Raw genomic sequence first — 17,392 nt, forward strand, 5'->3', positions numbered from 1 at the left:
GCTATTTATCACTTGCTTTTTTCTTTTCTTCAAAGAATCTTTGTACTTTATTTAAAGGTTTTTTATGTTTTATATCGAATTCCTGAAGTAATTGTTTAAACTTTTCATAACCTTCATCGTACGAACTAACTTCATATTCAAGTTCGTAGTCAACTTTATTTAGGTATTCACTTTTATCTAATACAAGTAATTCGTTTTGATATTGAGTTTCTATTCTATAAGTTGTTAAATCCCCTAAAATAACTAATTCTTCGTCTAAAACATTAAATTGTCCTTCAATAATATTTCTTATATCATCTGGTAGTTTGGAGTTTGATATTGAATCATTCATCTTTGGTTTAATATCAGTTGCGTGGTTATACTCCATTAATCCAACTTCAGCAGGTACCTTCAAAGTCATTTCATATGTATTATCTTTAACTCTGATACGTAATGCTGAACGATGATCTTTAAGTTTAAAATCTATAGTATCAATATAATAATTAGTTTGGCTAAATGGTTTTTCATTTTTAAAATAAGTGTTAAAAATTTTATCGTACAAATCTTTGGTTAAGATTTGTTTGAACTCAATTTCATTATTTGTTGCCATTGTAAACACCTCAATCATTTACTTTTGTTCATATTTAAAGCATTTACAATTATGACGAATTTCTTCTATAAATTAAAGTAATTTAATAGCACATTTAAGTTTGTGAAAAATTTTGTGAAGTCGTTTTAACTCTGAAAATTAACTTATAACGTATGTAGACTTCGGAATATATAAATTACTTGAAAGAAAATGAAAATCTGTAATTTAATCTAAGATTTCAATGCAAGTTGTGGCGTGTTTTGTAAGCGTATATTATGTTAAACTAGTATGGAATAAGGAGGAAGACGGGCATGCGTATTTATATAAATGAAATTAAAGTTAAAGATGATGGCATTTATTGCTTCTCAGAGGACCCAACAGATGGTCTAGAGGAAGTTGGACAAATGCTTGTTGATAGTGATAATTATGGATTCGCATATCTATTAGATGACGGTGAATCGTATTCTTATCTAATCTTTGTGCAAGAGACATGGTCACTGTTACATGAAAATAGAGATAAGAAGATTATCATCAATAACGATTTAGAATTGAAACATTTCCAAGAAGAACTAGATTACATATTAGAAAATATTGAAGGAAATAATAACTATGGTAAGGAGTTTGTTTCAGCTGTTGAAAAAACTTTCGAACTAGAGTGAAGCGGAGTGAAACAAAATGAACCAGTGGGATCAATTTTTAACACCTTATAAACAAGCGGTAGATGAATTAAAGGTAAAACTTAAAGGTTTGCGTAAGCAATATGAAGTAGGTGAACACACGTCACCTATCGAGTTTGTTACAGGAAGAGTTAAACCTATATCAAGTGTTATCGATAAGGCAAATAAAAGAGGTATTCCGTTCGACCGCTTACATGAAGAAATGTATGACATTGCTGGATTAAGAATGATGTGCCAGTTCGTGGATGATATTGATATTGTTGTTAATATATTAAGGCAACGAAGAGACTTCAAAGTCGTAGAAGAACGAGATTATATCCGTAATACTAAAGAAAGTGGCTATCGTTCCTATCATGTAATTATTAAATATCCTATTGAAACATTAAACGGACAAAAACATATTCTAGCTGAGATTCAAATAAGAACGTTAGCTATGAATTTCTGGGCTACAATAGAACATACTCTTCGTTATAAATACGATGGAGACTATCCTGATGAAATACAACATCGTTTGGAAAGAGCAGCAGAAGCAGCATATTTATTAGATGAAGAAATGTCTGAAATAAAAGATGAAATTCAAGAGGCACAGAAGTATTATACTCAGAAACGTGCGAAGAAACATGAAAATGACTAATGAGGTGTAGATGATGCGTTATACAATCCTAACTAAAGGTGATTCGAAATCGAATGCATTAAAGCATAAAATGATTAATCATATGAAGGATTTTCAAATGGTAGAGGATAGTGAAAATCCTGAAATTGTCATATCTGTTGGTGGTGATGGAACGTTACTACAGGCATTTCATCAATATAGTCATATGTTATCAAAAGTCGCCTTTGTAGGGATTCACACCGGTCATTTAGGTTTTTATGCAGACTGGTTACCTCATGAAGTTGAGAAGTTGATTATTGAAATAAATAATACTGAATTTCAAGTGATAGAATATCCATTATTAGAACTAATTGTGAGGTATAACGACAATGGATATGAAACACGATATCTTGCTTTAAATGAAGCTACAATGAAAACAGAAAATGGTTCAACATTAGTTGTGGACGTTAATATACGTGGTAAACATTTTGAGCGATTTAGGGGAGATGGATTATGTATATCAACACCGTCTGGTTCAACTGCTTACAATAAAGCCTTAGGCGGAGCGCTTATACATCCATCATTAGAAGCAATGCAAATTGCTGAAATAGCTTCTATTAATAATAGGGTTTTTAGAACAGTAGGATCTCCTTTAGTTCTACCTAAACATCATACTTGTTTAATTACGCCTGTTAATCATGACACGATTAGGACAACTATTGATCACGTAAGTATTAAACATAAAAATGTAAATGCCATTCAATTTAGAGTAGCAAATGAAAAAGTAAGGTTTGCTAGATTTCGACCATTTCCTTTTTGGAAAAGAGTTCATGATTCATTCATATCAAGTGATGATGAAAGATGATTTTCAAATATGTTATCGAGAAATCAGAAACTGTTAAATCTTTCTTACAGAGAAATGATTACTCTAAAAAGACGATTAGCGCCATTAAACATAATGGCGCTTTATCTGTAAATGGACGTTCTGTAACAGTTAGAAAAGAGATGGCTATCGGAGATCACTTTGAAGTTCATATGCCAATTGAAACACCGAGTTCAAATTTGTTACCTTATCCAAAACCTTTAGATATCGTATACGAAGATGAATTTATACTTATAGTTAATAAACCTCAATTACAAAACTGTGCACCTTCAAGGGAACATCCTCATGAGAGTTTAGTAGAGCAAGTATTAGCTTATTTGATGAATAAAGATGAGCAGACAAATCCGCACATTGTTACTAGATTAGATCGTAATACATCAGGGCTCGTCTTATTTGCCAAGTTTGGACACATTCATCATTTATTTTCAAAGGTGAAATTTGAAAAAGAATATATATGTTTAGCTTATGGTCGTACTCAATCTGAAGGTGTTATAGAAGCACCAATTGCTAGAGACAACGAAAGTATTATTACAAGAAAAGTCTCTGACAAAGGAAAATATGCTAAGACTAGTTATTACACTATCGCTCAAAATAATAACTTGAGTTTATGTAAAGTGAAACTTCATACAGGACGAACCCATCAAATCAGAGTTCATTTCCAATTTATGGGTCACCCAATAGTAGGAGATGATTTATATGGTGGCATACATCGTCTAGTTGAGGGGCAAAGTTTACAATGTTGTTCACTTAAGTTCGTTCATCCCATAAAACATAATAAAATCACAATAAATGTTGATTACAAACAATTAATTCAATTATTTAACGTGCTATAATAAATATGCTTTGGAGGTGTGAATATTGTCTAACGACACAGAGATTAAAGATAAAGTGCGCGAAGACGTATATGATGAAGAATTATTAAATAGATTATTAGATGGAAATGACATCGACCAATTTAGAGATGAATTTTTAGCAATGCATAATTACGATCAAAGTGAATACTTTGAAGACACGGATGATAATAATAGACAAAAAATATTTGAGTTCTTATCACCTAAAGAAGTTGCTAATTTCTTTGATCAATTAGATATTGATGATGAAGATTACGAAGAACTTTTCGATAAAATTAATGCCAATTATGCAAGTCATGTATTAGAGGAAATGTCTTATGATAACTCAGTTGATATTTTAAATAAATTATCAAAATCTAAAGTCGCTAGCTTACTAACATTAATGGATAAAGATGAAGCTAATGAAATAAAAGCTTTATTACATTACGAAGAAGATACAGCTGGCGGTATCATGACAACGGAATATATCTCATTAAAATCCACAACACCAGTGAAAGAAGCGTTAATGCATGTAAAAGAACAAGCACCTGATGCTGAAACGATTTATGTTATTTTCGCTGTTAATGAAGCGGGACAACTGGTAGGAGTTTTCTCTTTAAGAGATTTGATAACTGCTGAAAATGATTCTTATATTGAAGATGTGATGAGCGAACGTGTCATTAGTGTGAATGTGGCTGATGACCAAGAAGATGTTGCTCAGGTCATAAGAGATTATGATTTTATTGCAGTGCCAGTTGTTGATTATCAGAACCACCTATTAGGTATCATTACTATTGATGATATTTTAGACGTAATGGATGAAGAGGCAAGTGAAGACTACTCTCGTTTAGCCGGTGTATCTGATATTGACTCTACAAGTGATTCAGTTATCAAAACAGCCAGTAAACGACTTCCTTGGCTAATTGTCTTAACTTTCTTAGGAATGATTACTGCTACTATTTTAGGAAGTTTTGAAGATACATTATCTCAAGTCGCTTTATTAGCTGCGTTTATTCCAATTATTAGTGGTATGTCTGGTAATTCAGGTACTCAATCCTTAGCCGTTTCAGTACGTAATATTTCTACTGGTGAAATTAATGAACAAAGTAAATTTAAAATAGCTTTAAGAGAAGCTGGAAGTGGATTTTTATCTGGTTTAGTTTGTTCAGTGGTACTATTCTTAATTATTGTAGTTATATATAGACAACCTTTATTAGCACTAATAGTTGGAGGCAGCCTTACATGTGCAATGACTGTCGGAACATTAGTTGGCTCTATGATTCCATTAATCATGAATAAATTTAAAATAGACCCAGCAGTTGCAAGTGGTCCTTTCATTACTACTATAAATGATATTGTAAGTATGTTAATTTACTTCGGTTTAGCAACATCATTTATGTCATATTTAACTTAGGAGGTCGCATGGAGTTTTTATCATTAGTTATCGTAGTTGTTGCTGCATTTTTAACTCCTATTATCGTTAACCGACTTAACATTAATTTTCTGCCTGTGGTAGTGGCAGAAATCTTAATGGGTATTGTCATAGGTCATTCTTTCCTTAATATTGTGGAAAGAGATTCTGTACTAAACATATTATCTACTTTAGGCTTTATATTTTTAATGTTTTTAAGTGGATTGGAAATTGATTTTAAAGCATTTAAAAAAGATTCACGTTCTAGACAAGGAAAGAATAAACAAGAAAAGAATTTACCAAGTCATTTAAATTTAGCTTTAACTGTATTTGGTTTTATCATGTTGATTTCTATCATCTTGGCTTACGCTTTTAAATGGTTAGGTTTAGTAGATGATGTATTATTAATGGTCATCATTATATCAACTATTTCTTTAGGCGTTGTCGTACCAACACTTAAAGAAATGAATATCATGCGTACAACAATAGGTCAATTTATACTTTTAGTTGCAGTTTTAGCTGATCTTGTAACGATGCTTTTATTAACTGTTTATGGCGCTATTAATGGCCATGGAGGCAGTACGATATGGTTAACTGGAATACTCATAGTATTTACAATTATTTTCTACATACTCGGTGGCGTATTTAAACGCATGTCATTTTTACAAAAATTAATGGATGGCACAACTCAAATTGGGATTCGTGCAGTCTTTGCATTAATAATTTTATTAGTAGCACTTGCTGAAGGTGTAGGTGCAGAGTATATTCTAGGTGCATTCCTAGCCGGTGTTGTTGTCTCATTATTAAATCCCGATGAAGAAATGGTGGAAAAATTAGATTCATTTGGATATGGATTCTTTATTCCAATATTCTTTATTATGGTGGGTGTAGATCTCAATATACCATCTTTAATTAAAGAACCATCTCTGCTCTTAATTATTCCAGTGCTCATCATAGCTTTTGTAGTGTCAAAGCTTATCCCAGTTTTATTTATAAAACGTTGGTTTGATACTAAAACGACGATTGCTTCAGCATTTTTATTAACTTCAACTTTATCTTTAGTCATAGCGGCTGCGAAAATCGCAGAACAACTTAAAACGATTTCAGCTGAGACCTCAGGTATATTAATTTTAAGTGCGGTCATTACTTGTGTATTTGTGCCTATCGTTTTTAAAAAGTTGTTCCCAATACCCAATGAGGTTAATCGTCGAATTGAAGTGAGTTTAATTGGTAAGAATCAGTTAACTATTCCGATTGCTCAAAATTTAACATCACAGTTGTATAATATTTCGTTATATTACCGTAAGGATTTAAGTGATAGCAGAAAATTATCTGACGAAATTACAATGGTAGAAATTGCCGATTATGAAGAGAGTTTATTAGCTCGTTTAGGTTTATTCGAAAAAGACATCGTAGTATGCGCAACTAATGATGATGATATTAATAGGAATGTAGCATTAATGGCAAAGAAATACGGTGTCGACCGTGTGATTTGTAAATTAGAAAGCTCTAATGAAGACGCGGAAATTAAAGCGCAAGGCATTGAGGTGTTTAGTAATTATCTAAGTAATAAAATTTTACTAAAAGGTTTGATCGAAACTCCAAATATGCTAAACCTTTTAAGCAATGTAGAAACATCTCTTTACGAAATTCAAATGTTAAATCATCATTATGAAAATATACAACTGCGTAATTTCCCATTTGGAGGCGACATCATATTCGTACGAATAGTACGTAATAATGAATCATTAGTACCTCATGGTGATACACAACTACGTTATAAAGATCGTCTTATTGTGACTGGTTCGAAAGAATACGTTGATGAACTTAAACAAGAATTAGAATTCTATTATTAAATCTACAGCTTTAAATATCTTTAAGGTGGAAGTTAGAAAACAAACATTAGTATTAACGCCTATAATTGGATTTTAAACCAATCCAATTGTAGGCTTAATTATTATTAATCCAGTTTCGATAATTTATTGCGCTATTAGGAGTGTAGAACTTGAGTTACAAACTTCTAAATTTTCTATATTCTTATATTTGTTTATCATAGAATAAACCACATTGTCTGAACATTAATCAAGGTCTAAAATACTTTATTATCAGGTACTAAAAGTGTTAAACTAATTATGGTAGAAGGGTTATTTAAGAAACAATTTTATAACCGTTGAAAAAAGAATTGATTTTTATTAAGGAGTTATACTGTAATGTTAAATTTAGAGAACAAAACATATGTCATCATGGGTATTGCAAACAAACGTAGTATCGGATTTGGTGTAGCTAAGGTATTAGACAAATTAGGTGCAAAGTTAGTATTTACATATCGTAAAGATCGTAGCCGTAAAGAATTAGAAAAATTATTAGAACAATTAAATCAATCTGAACATTATTTATATCAAATTGACGTACAAAGTGATGAAGATGTTATTAATGGTTTCGCTAAAATTGGTGAAGAAGTAGGAAATATTGACGGCGTTTATCATTCAATTGCGTTTGCTAATATGGAAGACTTAAGAGGACGCTTCAATGAAACTTCACGTGATGGCTTCTTACTTGCACAAGATATTAGTTCTTATTCTTTAACAATCGTTGCGCATGAAGCTAAAAAGCTTATGCCAGAAGGTGGAAGTATCGTTGCAACAACTTATCTTGGTGGTGAGTTTGCTGTTCAAAACTACAACGTCATGGGTGTTGCTAAAGCAAGCTTAGAAGCAAATGTTAAATATTTAGCGCTTGATTTAGGTGAAGATAATATTCGTGTGAATGCTATTTCTGCAGGACCAATTCGTACTCTAAGCGCGAAGGGTGTAGGTGGCTTCAATACAATCCTTAAAGAGATTGAAGAACGTGCACCATTAAAACGAAACGTTGATCAAGAAGAAGTAGGTAAAACGGCAGCTTACTTATTAAGTGATTTATCAAGCGGTGTAACTGGTGAAAATATCCATGTTGACAGTGGGTTCCACGCAATTAAATAACAATGCATAATATTTGAAGCGGTTGAGTAATTGACTCAATCGCTTTTTAATATTGCTTATTAACGATACATTAAGTATGCCGTTGTTAAATTGAAGTGTTAGTGATATTGCATTAGTGGGTTTAGACGTTTTCAATAAAAAACATCACTTACTCGAAAAAAGTAAGCGATGTTGGAACTGTTTATTTAATATCTTTAACGTCACTGTTTGCTTTATCAATAATTCTTTGACGATATTTAAAGATGTTGCTAACTAATGTTTTAATTACTGCATATAATGGAACAGCTATTAGAATTAATGTAAATCCACCTAAATCTCCTGCAGCTAAGATAACAACAATAATTGTAAGTGGGTGAATACTTAATGATTTACCCATAACATTAGGAGTAATTACGTTTCCTTCAAGTTGTTGTGCTATTAATGTAACAACACAAACCCATATAAATGTTGTTGGGCCTTCAATGATGCCAAGAATAGCCGCGGGTGTAAATGAGAGCCATGGACCTAGGAAAGGAATTAAATTTGCCACACCTGCAAATAAAACAAGTAATGGTGTGTATGGTAATCCTATGATTGTATAACCGATGTAAAGAATAATACCTAGAATCACACTGACTGTTACTTGACCTTGAATATATGATTTTAAAGTGAAGTTTAAATCTTTTAATAAATCTACGATGAATACTTTTCGTTCACCTTTGAAAAATTTCCCTATAGCTGGAATAAATTTCTCATGATCTTTCAACATATAAATTAAGAAGAAAGGTACCATGATTAATAAGAAAACTGTTGAAATGAATGATGTAATGTAAGTGACTGAGTTAGATAAAACTGATGTTGCGCCATCACCTACAGATCTAACAGCCTTATTAATACGATGAGTCACATCATCAGGTAATTTGTCCATTTGTTTTAAAGAGAAATTAATAATATGTTCAGCTTCTTTTTGTAACGCTGGTGTCTGTTTAATTAAATTATTAATATTCGAAATAATAATCGGTGCGATAAATGAAACCACAATTGCTATAATTGCAATTAACCCGATAAATATCGTTAAAATACTTGCCCAACGTGGAAATCCCCATCTTTCCAAAATATTTTGAAAAGGTAAACATATGTAAAATAGAAAACCACTGATTAGGAATGGAAGGAATACAGAGCCGATAATCGTCGCAATAGGTGTAAATACTTCATGTACTTCCATAAATAGTTTGATGAGTATGAACAGCATGATAATAAATATGCCGGTTCTAAACCAAACTTTATTTAACATAAACCTCTTTCCTCCTATAGTAATACTTTTATTTATTCTTAATAAGTATATCTTAAAACCATATCTTAAAAAAGGGAAAATACTTTATAAATCATAGTTAAAGGCGCTATGAAACAGCTTTCGCTTAATTTTTTTAAAAGGTTCTCCATATCTTGAAAATTAGTAATAAGATACTGAGGATTCTGCTTAAAATCATTTTAGAGAATTTAAATGTGTTACAAGTCTTGATACAATGATAATACTACTATGAGGGGGCATACGCATATGACAGAGTTTAACGCTGGAAAAATAAATAAAAAAGTAATACACAGTGACATTCTAGATAGAGATGTAACACTCTCCATTTATTTACCTGAAGAATATACTGAGTTGTTTAAGTATCAAGTTATTATATGCTTTGATGGATTAGATTTCTTAAGATTCGGTAGAATTCAACGTACATACGAACAGTTGAGAAAGGATAATTCTATTCAAAGAGCAATTATCGTCGGGTTTCATTATGAAGATATTGATAAACGACGAGAAGAGTTTCATCCATCAGGCAGTCGTTCACATTTGACAGTTCAAGCAATTGGTAAAGAAATATTACCTTTTATTGATTCTACTTTTCCAACTTATAAAGTAGGTAATGCTCGATTGTTAATTGGAGATAGTTTGGCTGGTAGTATCGCTTTAATGACTGCTCTAACATATCCAACTATATTTAGTCAGGCAGCAATGCTAAGCCCAATGTATGACGATAATGTTAAACAAAAAGTAGTTAATTGTGATAATAGAAATCAACTTACACTGTGGCACGCAATTGGCTTAGAAGAGGAAGACTTCACATTACCTACAAATGGTAAACGTGCTAATTTTCTTACGCCTAACCGTGAATTAGCTGACCTTATTAAAGATTATGATGTTGATTATTACTATACTGAGTTCGAGGGTGGGCATAGTTGGAAATCATGGAAACCATTATTAGGAGATATTCTTGAATATTTCTTGAGTGATGTCATTCTAGATTAAGCGTTCTCCCTAATATTTATACTCTATTAGTGAAGGCTATAAATATAAATCTTACTAAATGTAGATATTTCAGAAATGTAATTGTTTTCACTTTAAAAGTAACGGTTTTCAAAAAATTTTGATATAATGGAAATATGTTAAACAAAGGAGGAATTTAAATGATTCTAGGATTAGCATTAGTTCCGTCTAAGTCATTCCAAGAAGAGGTGAATGCTTATCGTAAACGCTATGATACGCATTATGCACAAATCATGCCTCATATAACAATTAAATCTCAATTTGAAATTGATGATAATGAATTAGATTCTATTAAAGAAGAAGTGAAAAAACGTATTAGTGACATTCAACCAGTTGATGTTCATGCAACGAAAGCTTCAAGTTTTGCACCAACAACTAATGTTATTTACTTCAAAGTAGCTAAAACTGATTCTTTAGAAAAACTTTTTGATCAATTCAATACTGACGAGTTTTATGGTAAGGCTGAACATCCATTTGTTCCGCACTTTACAATTGCACAAGGCTTATCAAGTCAAGAATTTGAAGATATCTATGGTCAAGTAAAATTAGCAGGGGTAGACCATAAAGAGACAATTAACGAACTTTCTTTATTACAATATAGTGAAGGAGACGATAAATGGACAGTAGTAGAAACATTTGAGTTAGGATAATTAATATAAATGATTGGATGAATTGTACAGGGGTGTCGATTCATCCTTTTTTTGTAGCGGATTTTTATGTTTTATCTCAAATGAAAAAAGAAGTACATTAAGCCAAAGAAAAGCCTATCCATGAAAATTCATCAATAGGCTTCGAAATACTTTATTTCCTTTTTTGTCTACTACTTATAAAGTAATAACCATAGAATACAGCTAAAGATAGGAAAATCATAGCTGAGAAGTAAAATGTATTATTTAAATTATTTGTAAATTGAGTGATTAATCCACCAACTAATGGTCCAATCATAGATCCAAACCCTTGAACACTATTAAATACGCCCCAAGTTTCTTCTTGTTCTTCAGGATTAATATGACCAGCCATAAAAGTATTCCACGCAGGTAAAAGTATTCCATACATTAATCCAATAAAGAGACCTATTACCCAAACTAAGTAGATATTAGTTAACAATGATAAAGCAAATATTAATAACGTATATAATATGAAACCACCAAAGATAATGGTATACATAAATCCACGACTATTATTATCAATAATCTTTGATAAGAACAACATTGAAAATGCACAACCAATACCACCTATAATGATTGCAATAGTGTATTCAACGGTAGAAACTTTGATTACTTTTGTAGCGTATTTAGGAAGTATAGGCACTAATGCTGAAATTGCTGCACCTTGTAGTAATATCCCAGGAAATAATACGAGATGTCGTTTTGTAACATCAACGATTTGTTTAAGCTGTTCTGAGACAGGTTTCGTATTATAATTCGTTAATTGTATATTAACAAAATAATATAATACCCATGCGATAAGAACTACGAGAGACATCATGAAAGCAAAGTGAGTAGGGTGTACTTTGATTAACAAGTTCATTACGACCATGCCGACTAATAAACCTAGTAACCATGAGAAGTATACATACCCCATTTGCTTACCACGATTATTCTCTTCAACACTTGATAACATGATGACCCATATCGGACTAACGGCTATTCCTAGCATAATAGAACTAAATATGATTACGAATGGTGATGCTGGGAACCAGATGACTAGAAACAAACTTACAAATGCGAGTAAAAAGCCTGCAGTTAAAACAATCTTTGCACCAAATTTCTTAAGTAAAAATCCGATAACAAAATTTGTTGCTGCATCAGCTATAAAATGTATAGAAAATGCAAATGAAGTAATTGCGATTGCAATCGACGTCACTGTTGGCAAGAAGTTAATATAGCTAAGTATGTACATGCCTCGTGCAAATTCCATTAAGAATAAAATAACTAACATAATAACAAAATTTTTGTTATTGGAGTAATTATTTAACGAAGAATCTTGCATATAAAGGAACCTTTCCGTAGATTTCTTCTGGTTGAGATGAGTGACCAATTAAATCTAATAAATCTCTACATAGCTTCTGAGTAGAATAACTTACTTTTGATAATCGCATTTGATTAGTCATAGCTTCTAGTCTGTCTTCATGATTTGTTAAATGAGATACGATATCGATGGCTTCATTTGGTGTGTCAGCAATTTTACCGAACCCTTTATCTTCGAAATAATGAGCATTTTCAAGTTCTTGACCAGGTGCTGGATTTAAGAAAATCATTGGAATGCAACGAGTGAGTCCTTCAGAAATTGTAATTCCACCTGGTTTAGTAATCATCAATTGACTTGAAGCCATCCATTCATTCATATAGTCGGTATAACCCAAAATTAAAACGTTTGGATTATGTTTGAATTTTGCTTTTAAAGAGCGTTTCAGTTCTTTACTACGTCCGCATATCATCACTATTTGAGAGTGAGGACTTTTTTCTAAGATTTCATTAATCATATAATCGAAACCTTTAGAAACTCCAAATGCACCTGCTGACATTAAGATAGTTGGTTTGTTTGGATCTAAATGATGCTTAGACAACCAAGCTTCTTTATCAATGGAGTCTTCAAACTTATCAGCAATAGGGATTCCAGTTACTTTTATATGAGAAGCTGGCACGCCTGCTTCAACGAAATCATCTTTAGTATCCTCTGTAGCAACGTAATATCTTTGAGAATCTGGGGTAATCCAATTTTTATGCATGCGATAATCTGTCATAACAGTTGCAATTGGAATATTAATATTAAATTGCTCAGTAAGTACTGACATGACAGGTGTAGGGAATGTTAAAAGTATTAAATCTGGTTTTTCTTTTATGAGTAAGTTGATTAATTTATTTAATCCGTAATATTTATAAAAACATTTATCAAGCTCGTTAGGGCGGCTATAATAAAAACGTTTATACATATTTCTAAAATATTTAAAGCTATTGATATACCATTTTTTACAAATAGAAGTCATAATTGGGTGAGCTTCCATAAATAAATCATGTTGTATTACTGATAAATGATCTAAATTCATTTCATTCAATTGGTTGACAATACTTTGTGTGACTTGCATATGACCGTTACCAAATGATCCAGTAATAATCAATATCTTTTTATTTTGAGTAACCATTTATAGCCACCCTCCATTAATTTTTAAAATTTATAATAAGTGTAACGTATTTTCATACATTATAAAAGGAATTAAGCGACATGAAGTTGTCGCTTCTTAGCATGATAAATACAGTGTGCAACACATTTCAAATTCATGAATTAACTATGTAAACTAAGTAATTTAAATTTTTATTTATGCATTATACCACACTCATCTTCAAAATAAATTTTTAATTACTCAATCTAAACTTCGTACTAACACAAAATAAACTTATTAAAAACTTTATATTTTCTTAATCTACTTTCATACTAGCATTAATTAAGGGAAATGTATTGGGATGATTGGGGCTATAGAAATATTTTTAAGATATTTTTACTTAAGCTTAATAAAAATTGACTTAATTTTACAATGAAGAATATTTTTAATTAAATTTTTACCTCCTATTAAATATAGAAGGACTTTATTTTAATAACGAACCTCAATAAATAAGAATAAATTTATCAACACTAGTAAAATGTGTATAATAGAATTATTGTAAAAAAAGGAGCGATACATTTTGAATGCGAGTGCGTTGTTCGAGAAAATAAGAGTAAAAAATGTAATTGGAACACTAGATAAAAATGTAGATGATATTACTACTGATTCACGTACAGCTAAAGAAGGAAGTATTTTCGTAGCATCTAAAGGATATACGGTAGATAGTCATAAATTTTGTCAAAATGTAATTGAACAAGGTTGTAGTATTGTAGTGGTAAACAGGGAACTTGAACTTGATGGGGAAGTGACTCAAGTTGTTGTTCCAGATACATTAAGAGTAGCTAGTTTACTAGCACATACGTTATTTGATTTTCCAAGTCATCAGTTGACTACATATGGTGTCACGGGGACTAACGGAAAAACATCAATTGCAACAATGATTCATCTCATTTATAGAAAATTAAATAAAAATAGTGCCTATTTAGGTACCAATGGATTCCAAATCAATGAAACAAAGACTAAAGGTGCCAACACAACGCCTGAAACAGTTTCATTAACTAAAAAGATTAAAGAAGCAGTTGATGCTGATGCCGAAGCTATGACAATGGAAGTATCGAGTCATGGTTTATCACTTGGTCGGTTAAGAGGTGTAGAATTTGATGTTGCGATTTTCTCAAATCTAACACAAGATCACTTAGATTTTCACGGCACTATGGAAGCATACGGCCACGCGAAATCATTATTATTTAGCCAACTTGGTGAAGATTTAGCTAAAGAAAAATACGTCGTACTTAATAATGACGATGATTTCTCTCATTATTTAGCAAGTGTGACACCTTATGAAGTGTTTACATATGGCATAGATAACGAAGCTCAATTTATGGCTAAGAATATTAATGAATCGTTACAGGGTGTGGAGTTTGATTTAAGTACACCATTTGGAGATTATCGAGTTAAATCACCATATGTAGGTCGATTCAATATCTCTAATATTATGGCTGCTATCATTGCAGTTTGGAGTAAAGGCGCTTCTATGGAAGAAATTATTAATGCGGTAACTTCTCTTGAACCCGTAGAAGGACGATTAGAGGTACTCGATCCTTCATTACCAATTGATTTAATTATTGATTACGCTCATACAGCAGATGGTATGAATAAATTGATTGACGCTGTGAAACCTTTTGTTAAACAGAAATTGATTTTCTTAGTTGGTATGGCTGGAGAAAGAGACATGACTAAAACACCTGAGATGGGTAGCGTAGCATGTCGTGCAGATTATGTTATCTTTACTCCTGATAATCCTGCAAATGACGATCCTAAAATGCTTACAGCTGAGTTAGCTAAAGGTGCAACTCATGATAATTATGTCGAATTTGATGATCGCGCTGAAGGCATTAAACATGCAATAGATGTTGCTGAACCTGGAGATACAGTAGTATTAGCATCTAAAGGAAGAGAACCTTATCAAATTATGCCTGGCCATGTGAAAGTTCCTCATAGAGATGATTTAATTGGATTAGAAGCTGCTTATAAGAAATTCGGCGGTGGACCTGTTGAAGATTAAGCAACTTCAGTATAATGAACTAATAATAAATATTTATTTCTATCAAAATAGCGATAGAGGCGTTATGTTGATAGCGATTCCTGACTTATTTTGGTCTGTAGAACTGCCCCTCGACTTAACTGTTAATGATTTACATGATGAATTATTAATGCAATTTTTTAATTTTTATACTGAAAATGAAGCCGATGCACTCGCACGTGACATTTGTGATTGGATAGCAACAAACTAAAAGGAGAATGATGAATGAATTTAAAGGAAGAAGTAGAGTCAAGAAAAACATTTGCCATCATCTCGCATCCGGATGCTGGTAAAACTACCTTAACTGAAAAATTATTATACTTCAGTGGAGCGATTAGAGAAGCTGGTACTGTTAAAGGTAAGAAAACAGGGAAATTCGCTACAAGTGACTGGATGAAAGTAGAACAAGAACGTGGTATTTCTGTAACTAGTTCAGTTATGCAATTTGATTATGATGATTATAAAATTAACATTTTAGATACACCAGGACACGAAGACTTCTCTGAAGATACGTACCGTACTCTTATGGCAGTAGATAGTGCTGTCATGGTCATTGACTGCGCAAAAGGTATTGAACCTCAAACTTTAAAACTTTTCAAAGTATGTAAAATGAGAGGTATTCCTATATTTACGTTCATCAATAAACTTGACCGAGTTGGTAAAGAACCATTTGAATTGTTAGATGAAATTGAAGAAACATTAAATATTGAAACGTATCCAATGAACTGGCCTGTGGGTATGGGTCAAAATTTCTTCGGTATTATAGATAGAGCGACTAAAACTATTGAGCCATTTAGAGATGAAGAAAATCTATTACATCTCAATGATGATTACGAATTAGAAGAAGATCATGATATTAAAAATGATAGTGCCTTTGAACAAGCTATTGAAGAAATGATGCTTGTGGAAGAAGCGGGCGAAGAATTTGATAATGATGCGTTACTAAACGGTGAGCTCACACCAGTTTTCTTTGGTTCAGCTTTAGCTAACTTTGGTGTTCAAAACTTCTTAAACGCTTATGTTGACCACGCACCGATGCCTAACGCTTGTCAAACAAATGAAGATGTTGAAGTAAGTCCATTTGATACAGACTTCTCAGGATTTATTTTCAAAATACAAGCGAATATGGATCCTAAACACAGAGACCGAATTGCGTTTATGCGTGTTGTAAGTGGTGCCTTTGAACGTGGTATGGATGTAACATTACAGAGAACAAGTAAGAAACAAAAAATAACACGTTCTACTTCATTCATGGCGGATGATAAAGAAACTGTTAACCACGCTGTAGCTGGTGATATTATTGGTTTATACGATACAGGTAATTATCAAATAGGGGACACACTTGTCGGTGCTAAGCAAAAATATAGTTTCCAAGATTTACCTCAATTTACGCCTGAAATCTTTATGAAAGTTTCAGCTAAAAACGTGATGAAACAAAAACATTTCCATAAAGGTATTGAACAACTTGTACAAGAAGGTGCAATCCAATATTATAAAACGCTACACACCAATCAAATTATTCTTGGTGCTGTAGGTCAATTACAATTTGAAGTGTTCGAGCACCGTATGAAGAATGAATACAATGTTGATGTAGTAATGGAACCAGTCGGAAGAAAAATCGCGCGATGGATAGAAAATGAAGAAGATATTAAAGATAATATGAACACTTCACGTTCTATATTAGTGAAAGACCGCTATGACAACTTTGTCTTCTTATTTGAAAATGAATTTGCTACTCGTTGGTTTGAAGAGAAATTCCCTGATATTAAGTTATATAGTTTATTATAAGTTTTGAGTTTAACTTTATTGACAACGGGGTATTCTTTAAGAACATATTAAACGAAGTAGATACGATTTAGATTGTGTTACTTGTACAATCTATGTATACTATTATTAACAAATGAATACCTATGACGACTTTGTCAGAGGGGAGTAACTAGAGGATAGTAGAACTTTAATTAT

16 protein-coding genes are annotated in these 17,392 nt (G+C 32.0%); 12 read left to right on the forward strand and 4 right to left on the reverse strand.

The window, feature by feature from the left end; genetic code table 11:
* Position 1 precedes the first annotated feature (1 nt).
* Positions 2 to 589: a CYTH domain-containing protein gene (locus HMPREF2642_RS07435; protein WP_030065105.1), complete on the reverse strand. Its 588-nt coding sequence runs from the start codon at positions 587 to 589 to the stop codon at positions 2 to 4.
* 290 nt (positions 590 to 879) lie between these two features.
* Here HMPREF2642_RS07435 and HMPREF2642_RS07440 point away from each other — a divergent pair, with 290 nt between their 5' ends.
* The 7 genes from HMPREF2642_RS07440 (at position 880) to fabI (ending at position 7,942) form a co-directional block, all read left to right on the forward strand.
* Complete coding sequence (locus HMPREF2642_RS07440) at positions 880 to 1,227, forward strand: UPF0738 family protein (protein WP_002433336.1); 348 nt, start codon at positions 880 to 882, stop codon at positions 1,225 to 1,227.
* A 16-nt stretch (positions 1,228 to 1,243) separates the two neighbouring features.
* Positions 1,244 to 1,879: a GTP diphosphokinase gene (locus HMPREF2642_RS07445; RefSeq protein WP_002433078.1), complete on the forward strand. Its 636-nt coding sequence runs from the start codon at positions 1,244 to 1,246 to the stop codon at positions 1,877 to 1,879.
* A 13-nt stretch (positions 1,880 to 1,892) separates the two neighbouring features.
* On the forward strand, positions 1,893 to 2,702 hold the full coding sequence (locus HMPREF2642_RS07450; RefSeq protein ID WP_030065108.1) for an NAD kinase: 810 nt from the start codon (positions 1,893 to 1,895) through the stop codon (positions 2,700 to 2,702).
* The gene (locus HMPREF2642_RS07455; RefSeq protein WP_030065110.1) at positions 2,699 to 3,553 is read left to right on the forward strand and encodes an RluA family pseudouridine synthase; all 855 of its coding nucleotides are present in this window, start codon (positions 2,699 to 2,701) and stop codon (positions 3,551 to 3,553) included. Before HMPREF2642_RS07450 ends, HMPREF2642_RS07455 begins: the two co-directional genes overlap by 4 nt.
* 25 nt (positions 3,554 to 3,578) lie before the next feature.
* Positions 3,579 to 4,964: a magnesium transporter gene (gene mgtE / locus HMPREF2642_RS07460; protein WP_023350579.1), complete on the forward strand. Its 1,386-nt coding sequence runs from the start codon at positions 3,579 to 3,581 to the stop codon at positions 4,962 to 4,964.
* Positions 4,965 to 4,972: 8 nt separating this feature from the next.
* Positions 4,973 to 6,817 carry a monovalent cation:proton antiporter family protein gene (locus tag HMPREF2642_RS07465; RefSeq protein ID WP_030065112.1) on the forward strand — a complete coding sequence of 615 codons (1,845 nt, stop codon included), beginning with the start codon at positions 4,973 to 4,975 and terminating at the stop codon, positions 6,815 to 6,817.
* 354 nt (positions 6,818 to 7,171) lie between these two features.
* Positions 7,172 to 7,942 (forward strand): enoyl-ACP reductase FabI, encoded by a 771-nt coding sequence (gene fabI, locus HMPREF2642_RS07470; RefSeq protein WP_002433356.1) that lies wholly within the window; start codon positions 7,172 to 7,174, stop codon positions 7,940 to 7,942.
* A 181-nt stretch (positions 7,943 to 8,123) separates the two neighbouring features.
* On the opposite strand, the gene cozEa is transcribed toward fabI, so the two are convergent.
* The gene (gene cozEa / locus HMPREF2642_RS07475) at positions 8,124 to 9,215 is read right to left on the reverse strand and encodes a lipoteichoic acid biosynthesis protein CozEa (RefSeq protein ID WP_002433349.1); all 1,092 of its coding nucleotides are present in this window, start codon (positions 9,213 to 9,215) and stop codon (positions 8,124 to 8,126) included.
* 264 nt (positions 9,216 to 9,479) lie between these two features.
* Between cozEa and HMPREF2642_RS07480 the strand changes: the two genes are divergently transcribed.
* The gene (locus HMPREF2642_RS07480; protein ID WP_030065115.1) at positions 9,480 to 10,226 is read left to right on the forward strand and encodes an esterase family protein; all 747 of its coding nucleotides are present in this window, start codon (positions 9,480 to 9,482) and stop codon (positions 10,224 to 10,226) included.
* 158 nt (positions 10,227 to 10,384) lie between these two features.
* Positions 10,385 to 10,894: a YjcG family protein gene (locus HMPREF2642_RS07485; protein WP_070597759.1), complete on the forward strand. Its 510-nt coding sequence runs from the start codon at positions 10,385 to 10,387 to the stop codon at positions 10,892 to 10,894.
* A 151-nt stretch (positions 10,895 to 11,045) separates the two neighbouring features.
* Here HMPREF2642_RS07485 and ltaA read toward each other — a convergent pair whose 3' ends face one another.
* Both ltaA and HMPREF2642_RS07495 read right to left on the reverse strand, forming a co-directional pair.
* On the reverse strand, positions 11,046 to 12,236 hold the full coding sequence (ltaA, locus tag HMPREF2642_RS07490) for a lipoteichoic acid biosynthesis MFS flippase LtaA (RefSeq protein WP_023350575.1): 1,191 nt from the start codon (positions 12,234 to 12,236) through the stop codon (positions 11,046 to 11,048).
* The gene (locus HMPREF2642_RS07495) at positions 12,214 to 13,389 is read right to left on the reverse strand and encodes a diglucosyl diacylglycerol synthase (RefSeq protein ID WP_030065118.1); all 1,176 of its coding nucleotides are present in this window, start codon (positions 13,387 to 13,389) and stop codon (positions 12,214 to 12,216) included. Before HMPREF2642_RS07495 ends, ltaA begins: the two co-directional genes overlap by 23 nt.
* 538 nt (positions 13,390 to 13,927) lie before the next feature.
* Here HMPREF2642_RS07495 and HMPREF2642_RS07500 point away from each other — a divergent pair.
* From HMPREF2642_RS07500 to HMPREF2642_RS07510, 3 genes are read left to right on the forward strand one after another with little or no spacing between them, the layout of a single operon-like run.
* A complete protein-coding gene (locus HMPREF2642_RS07500; protein WP_023350574.1) occupies positions 13,928 to 15,412 on the forward strand; it encodes a UDP-N-acetylmuramoyl-L-alanyl-D-glutamate--L-lysine ligase in 1,485 nt (494 codons plus the stop codon).
* Entirely contained in the window at positions 15,402 to 15,641 is a 240-nt protein-coding gene (locus HMPREF2642_RS07505) for a YueH family protein (protein WP_030065122.1), read from the forward strand. Before HMPREF2642_RS07500 ends, HMPREF2642_RS07505 begins: the two co-directional genes overlap by 11 nt.
* A gap of 14 nt (positions 15,642 to 15,655) precedes the next feature.
* Positions 15,656 to 17,218, forward strand: coding sequence for a peptide chain release factor 3 (locus HMPREF2642_RS07510; protein WP_070597760.1), 1,563 nt, complete (start codon positions 15,656 to 15,658; stop codon positions 17,216 to 17,218).
* Positions 17,219 to 17,392 lie beyond the last annotated feature (174 nt).

This window comes from Staphylococcus sp. HMSC055A09, assembly GCF_001809655.1.
GTDB classification, from domain to species: Bacteria; Bacillota; Bacilli; order Staphylococcales; family Staphylococcaceae; genus Staphylococcus; species Staphylococcus capitis.

Bases quoted from the DNA above. Each gene is read 5' to 3' on its own strand.
- HMPREF2642_RS07435 (WP_030065105.1), bottom strand. From the start codon at position 589: ATGGCAACAAATAATGAAATTGAGTTCAAACAAATCTTAACCAAAGAT.
- HMPREF2642_RS07440 (WP_002433336.1), top strand. From the start codon at position 880: ATGCGTATTTATATAAATGAAATTAAAGTTAAAGATGATGGCATTTAT.
- HMPREF2642_RS07445 (WP_002433078.1), top strand. From the start codon at position 1,244: ATGAACCAGTGGGATCAATTTTTAACACCTTATAAACAAGCGGTAGAT.
- HMPREF2642_RS07450 (WP_030065108.1), top strand. From the start codon at position 1,893: ATGCGTTATACAATCCTAACTAAAGGTGATTCGAAATCGAATGCATTA.
- HMPREF2642_RS07455 (WP_030065110.1), top strand. From the start codon at position 2,699: ATGATTTTCAAATATGTTATCGAGAAATCAGAAACTGTTAAATCTTTC.
- HMPREF2642_RS07465 (WP_030065112.1), top strand. From the start codon at position 4,973: ATGGAGTTTTTATCATTAGTTATCGTAGTTGTTGCTGCATTTTTAACT.
- fabI (WP_002433356.1), top strand. From the start codon at position 7,172: ATGTTAAATTTAGAGAACAAAACATATGTCATCATGGGTATTGCAAAC.
- cozEa (WP_002433349.1), bottom strand. From the start codon at position 9,215: ATGTTAAATAAAGTTTGGTTTAGAACCGGCATATTTATTATCATGCTG.
- HMPREF2642_RS07480 (WP_030065115.1), top strand. From the start codon at position 9,480: ATGACAGAGTTTAACGCTGGAAAAATAAATAAAAAAGTAATACACAGT.
- HMPREF2642_RS07485 (WP_070597759.1), top strand. From the start codon at position 10,385: ATGATTCTAGGATTAGCATTAGTTCCGTCTAAGTCATTCCAAGAAGAG.
- ltaA (WP_023350575.1), bottom strand. From the start codon at position 12,236: ATGCAAGATTCTTCGTTAAATAATTACTCCAATAACAAAAATTTTGTT.
- HMPREF2642_RS07495 (WP_030065118.1), bottom strand. From the start codon at position 13,389: ATGGTTACTCAAAATAAAAAGATATTGATTATTACTGGATCATTTGGT.
- HMPREF2642_RS07510 (WP_070597760.1), top strand. From the start codon at position 15,656: ATGAATTTAAAGGAAGAAGTAGAGTCAAGAAAAACATTTGCCATCATC.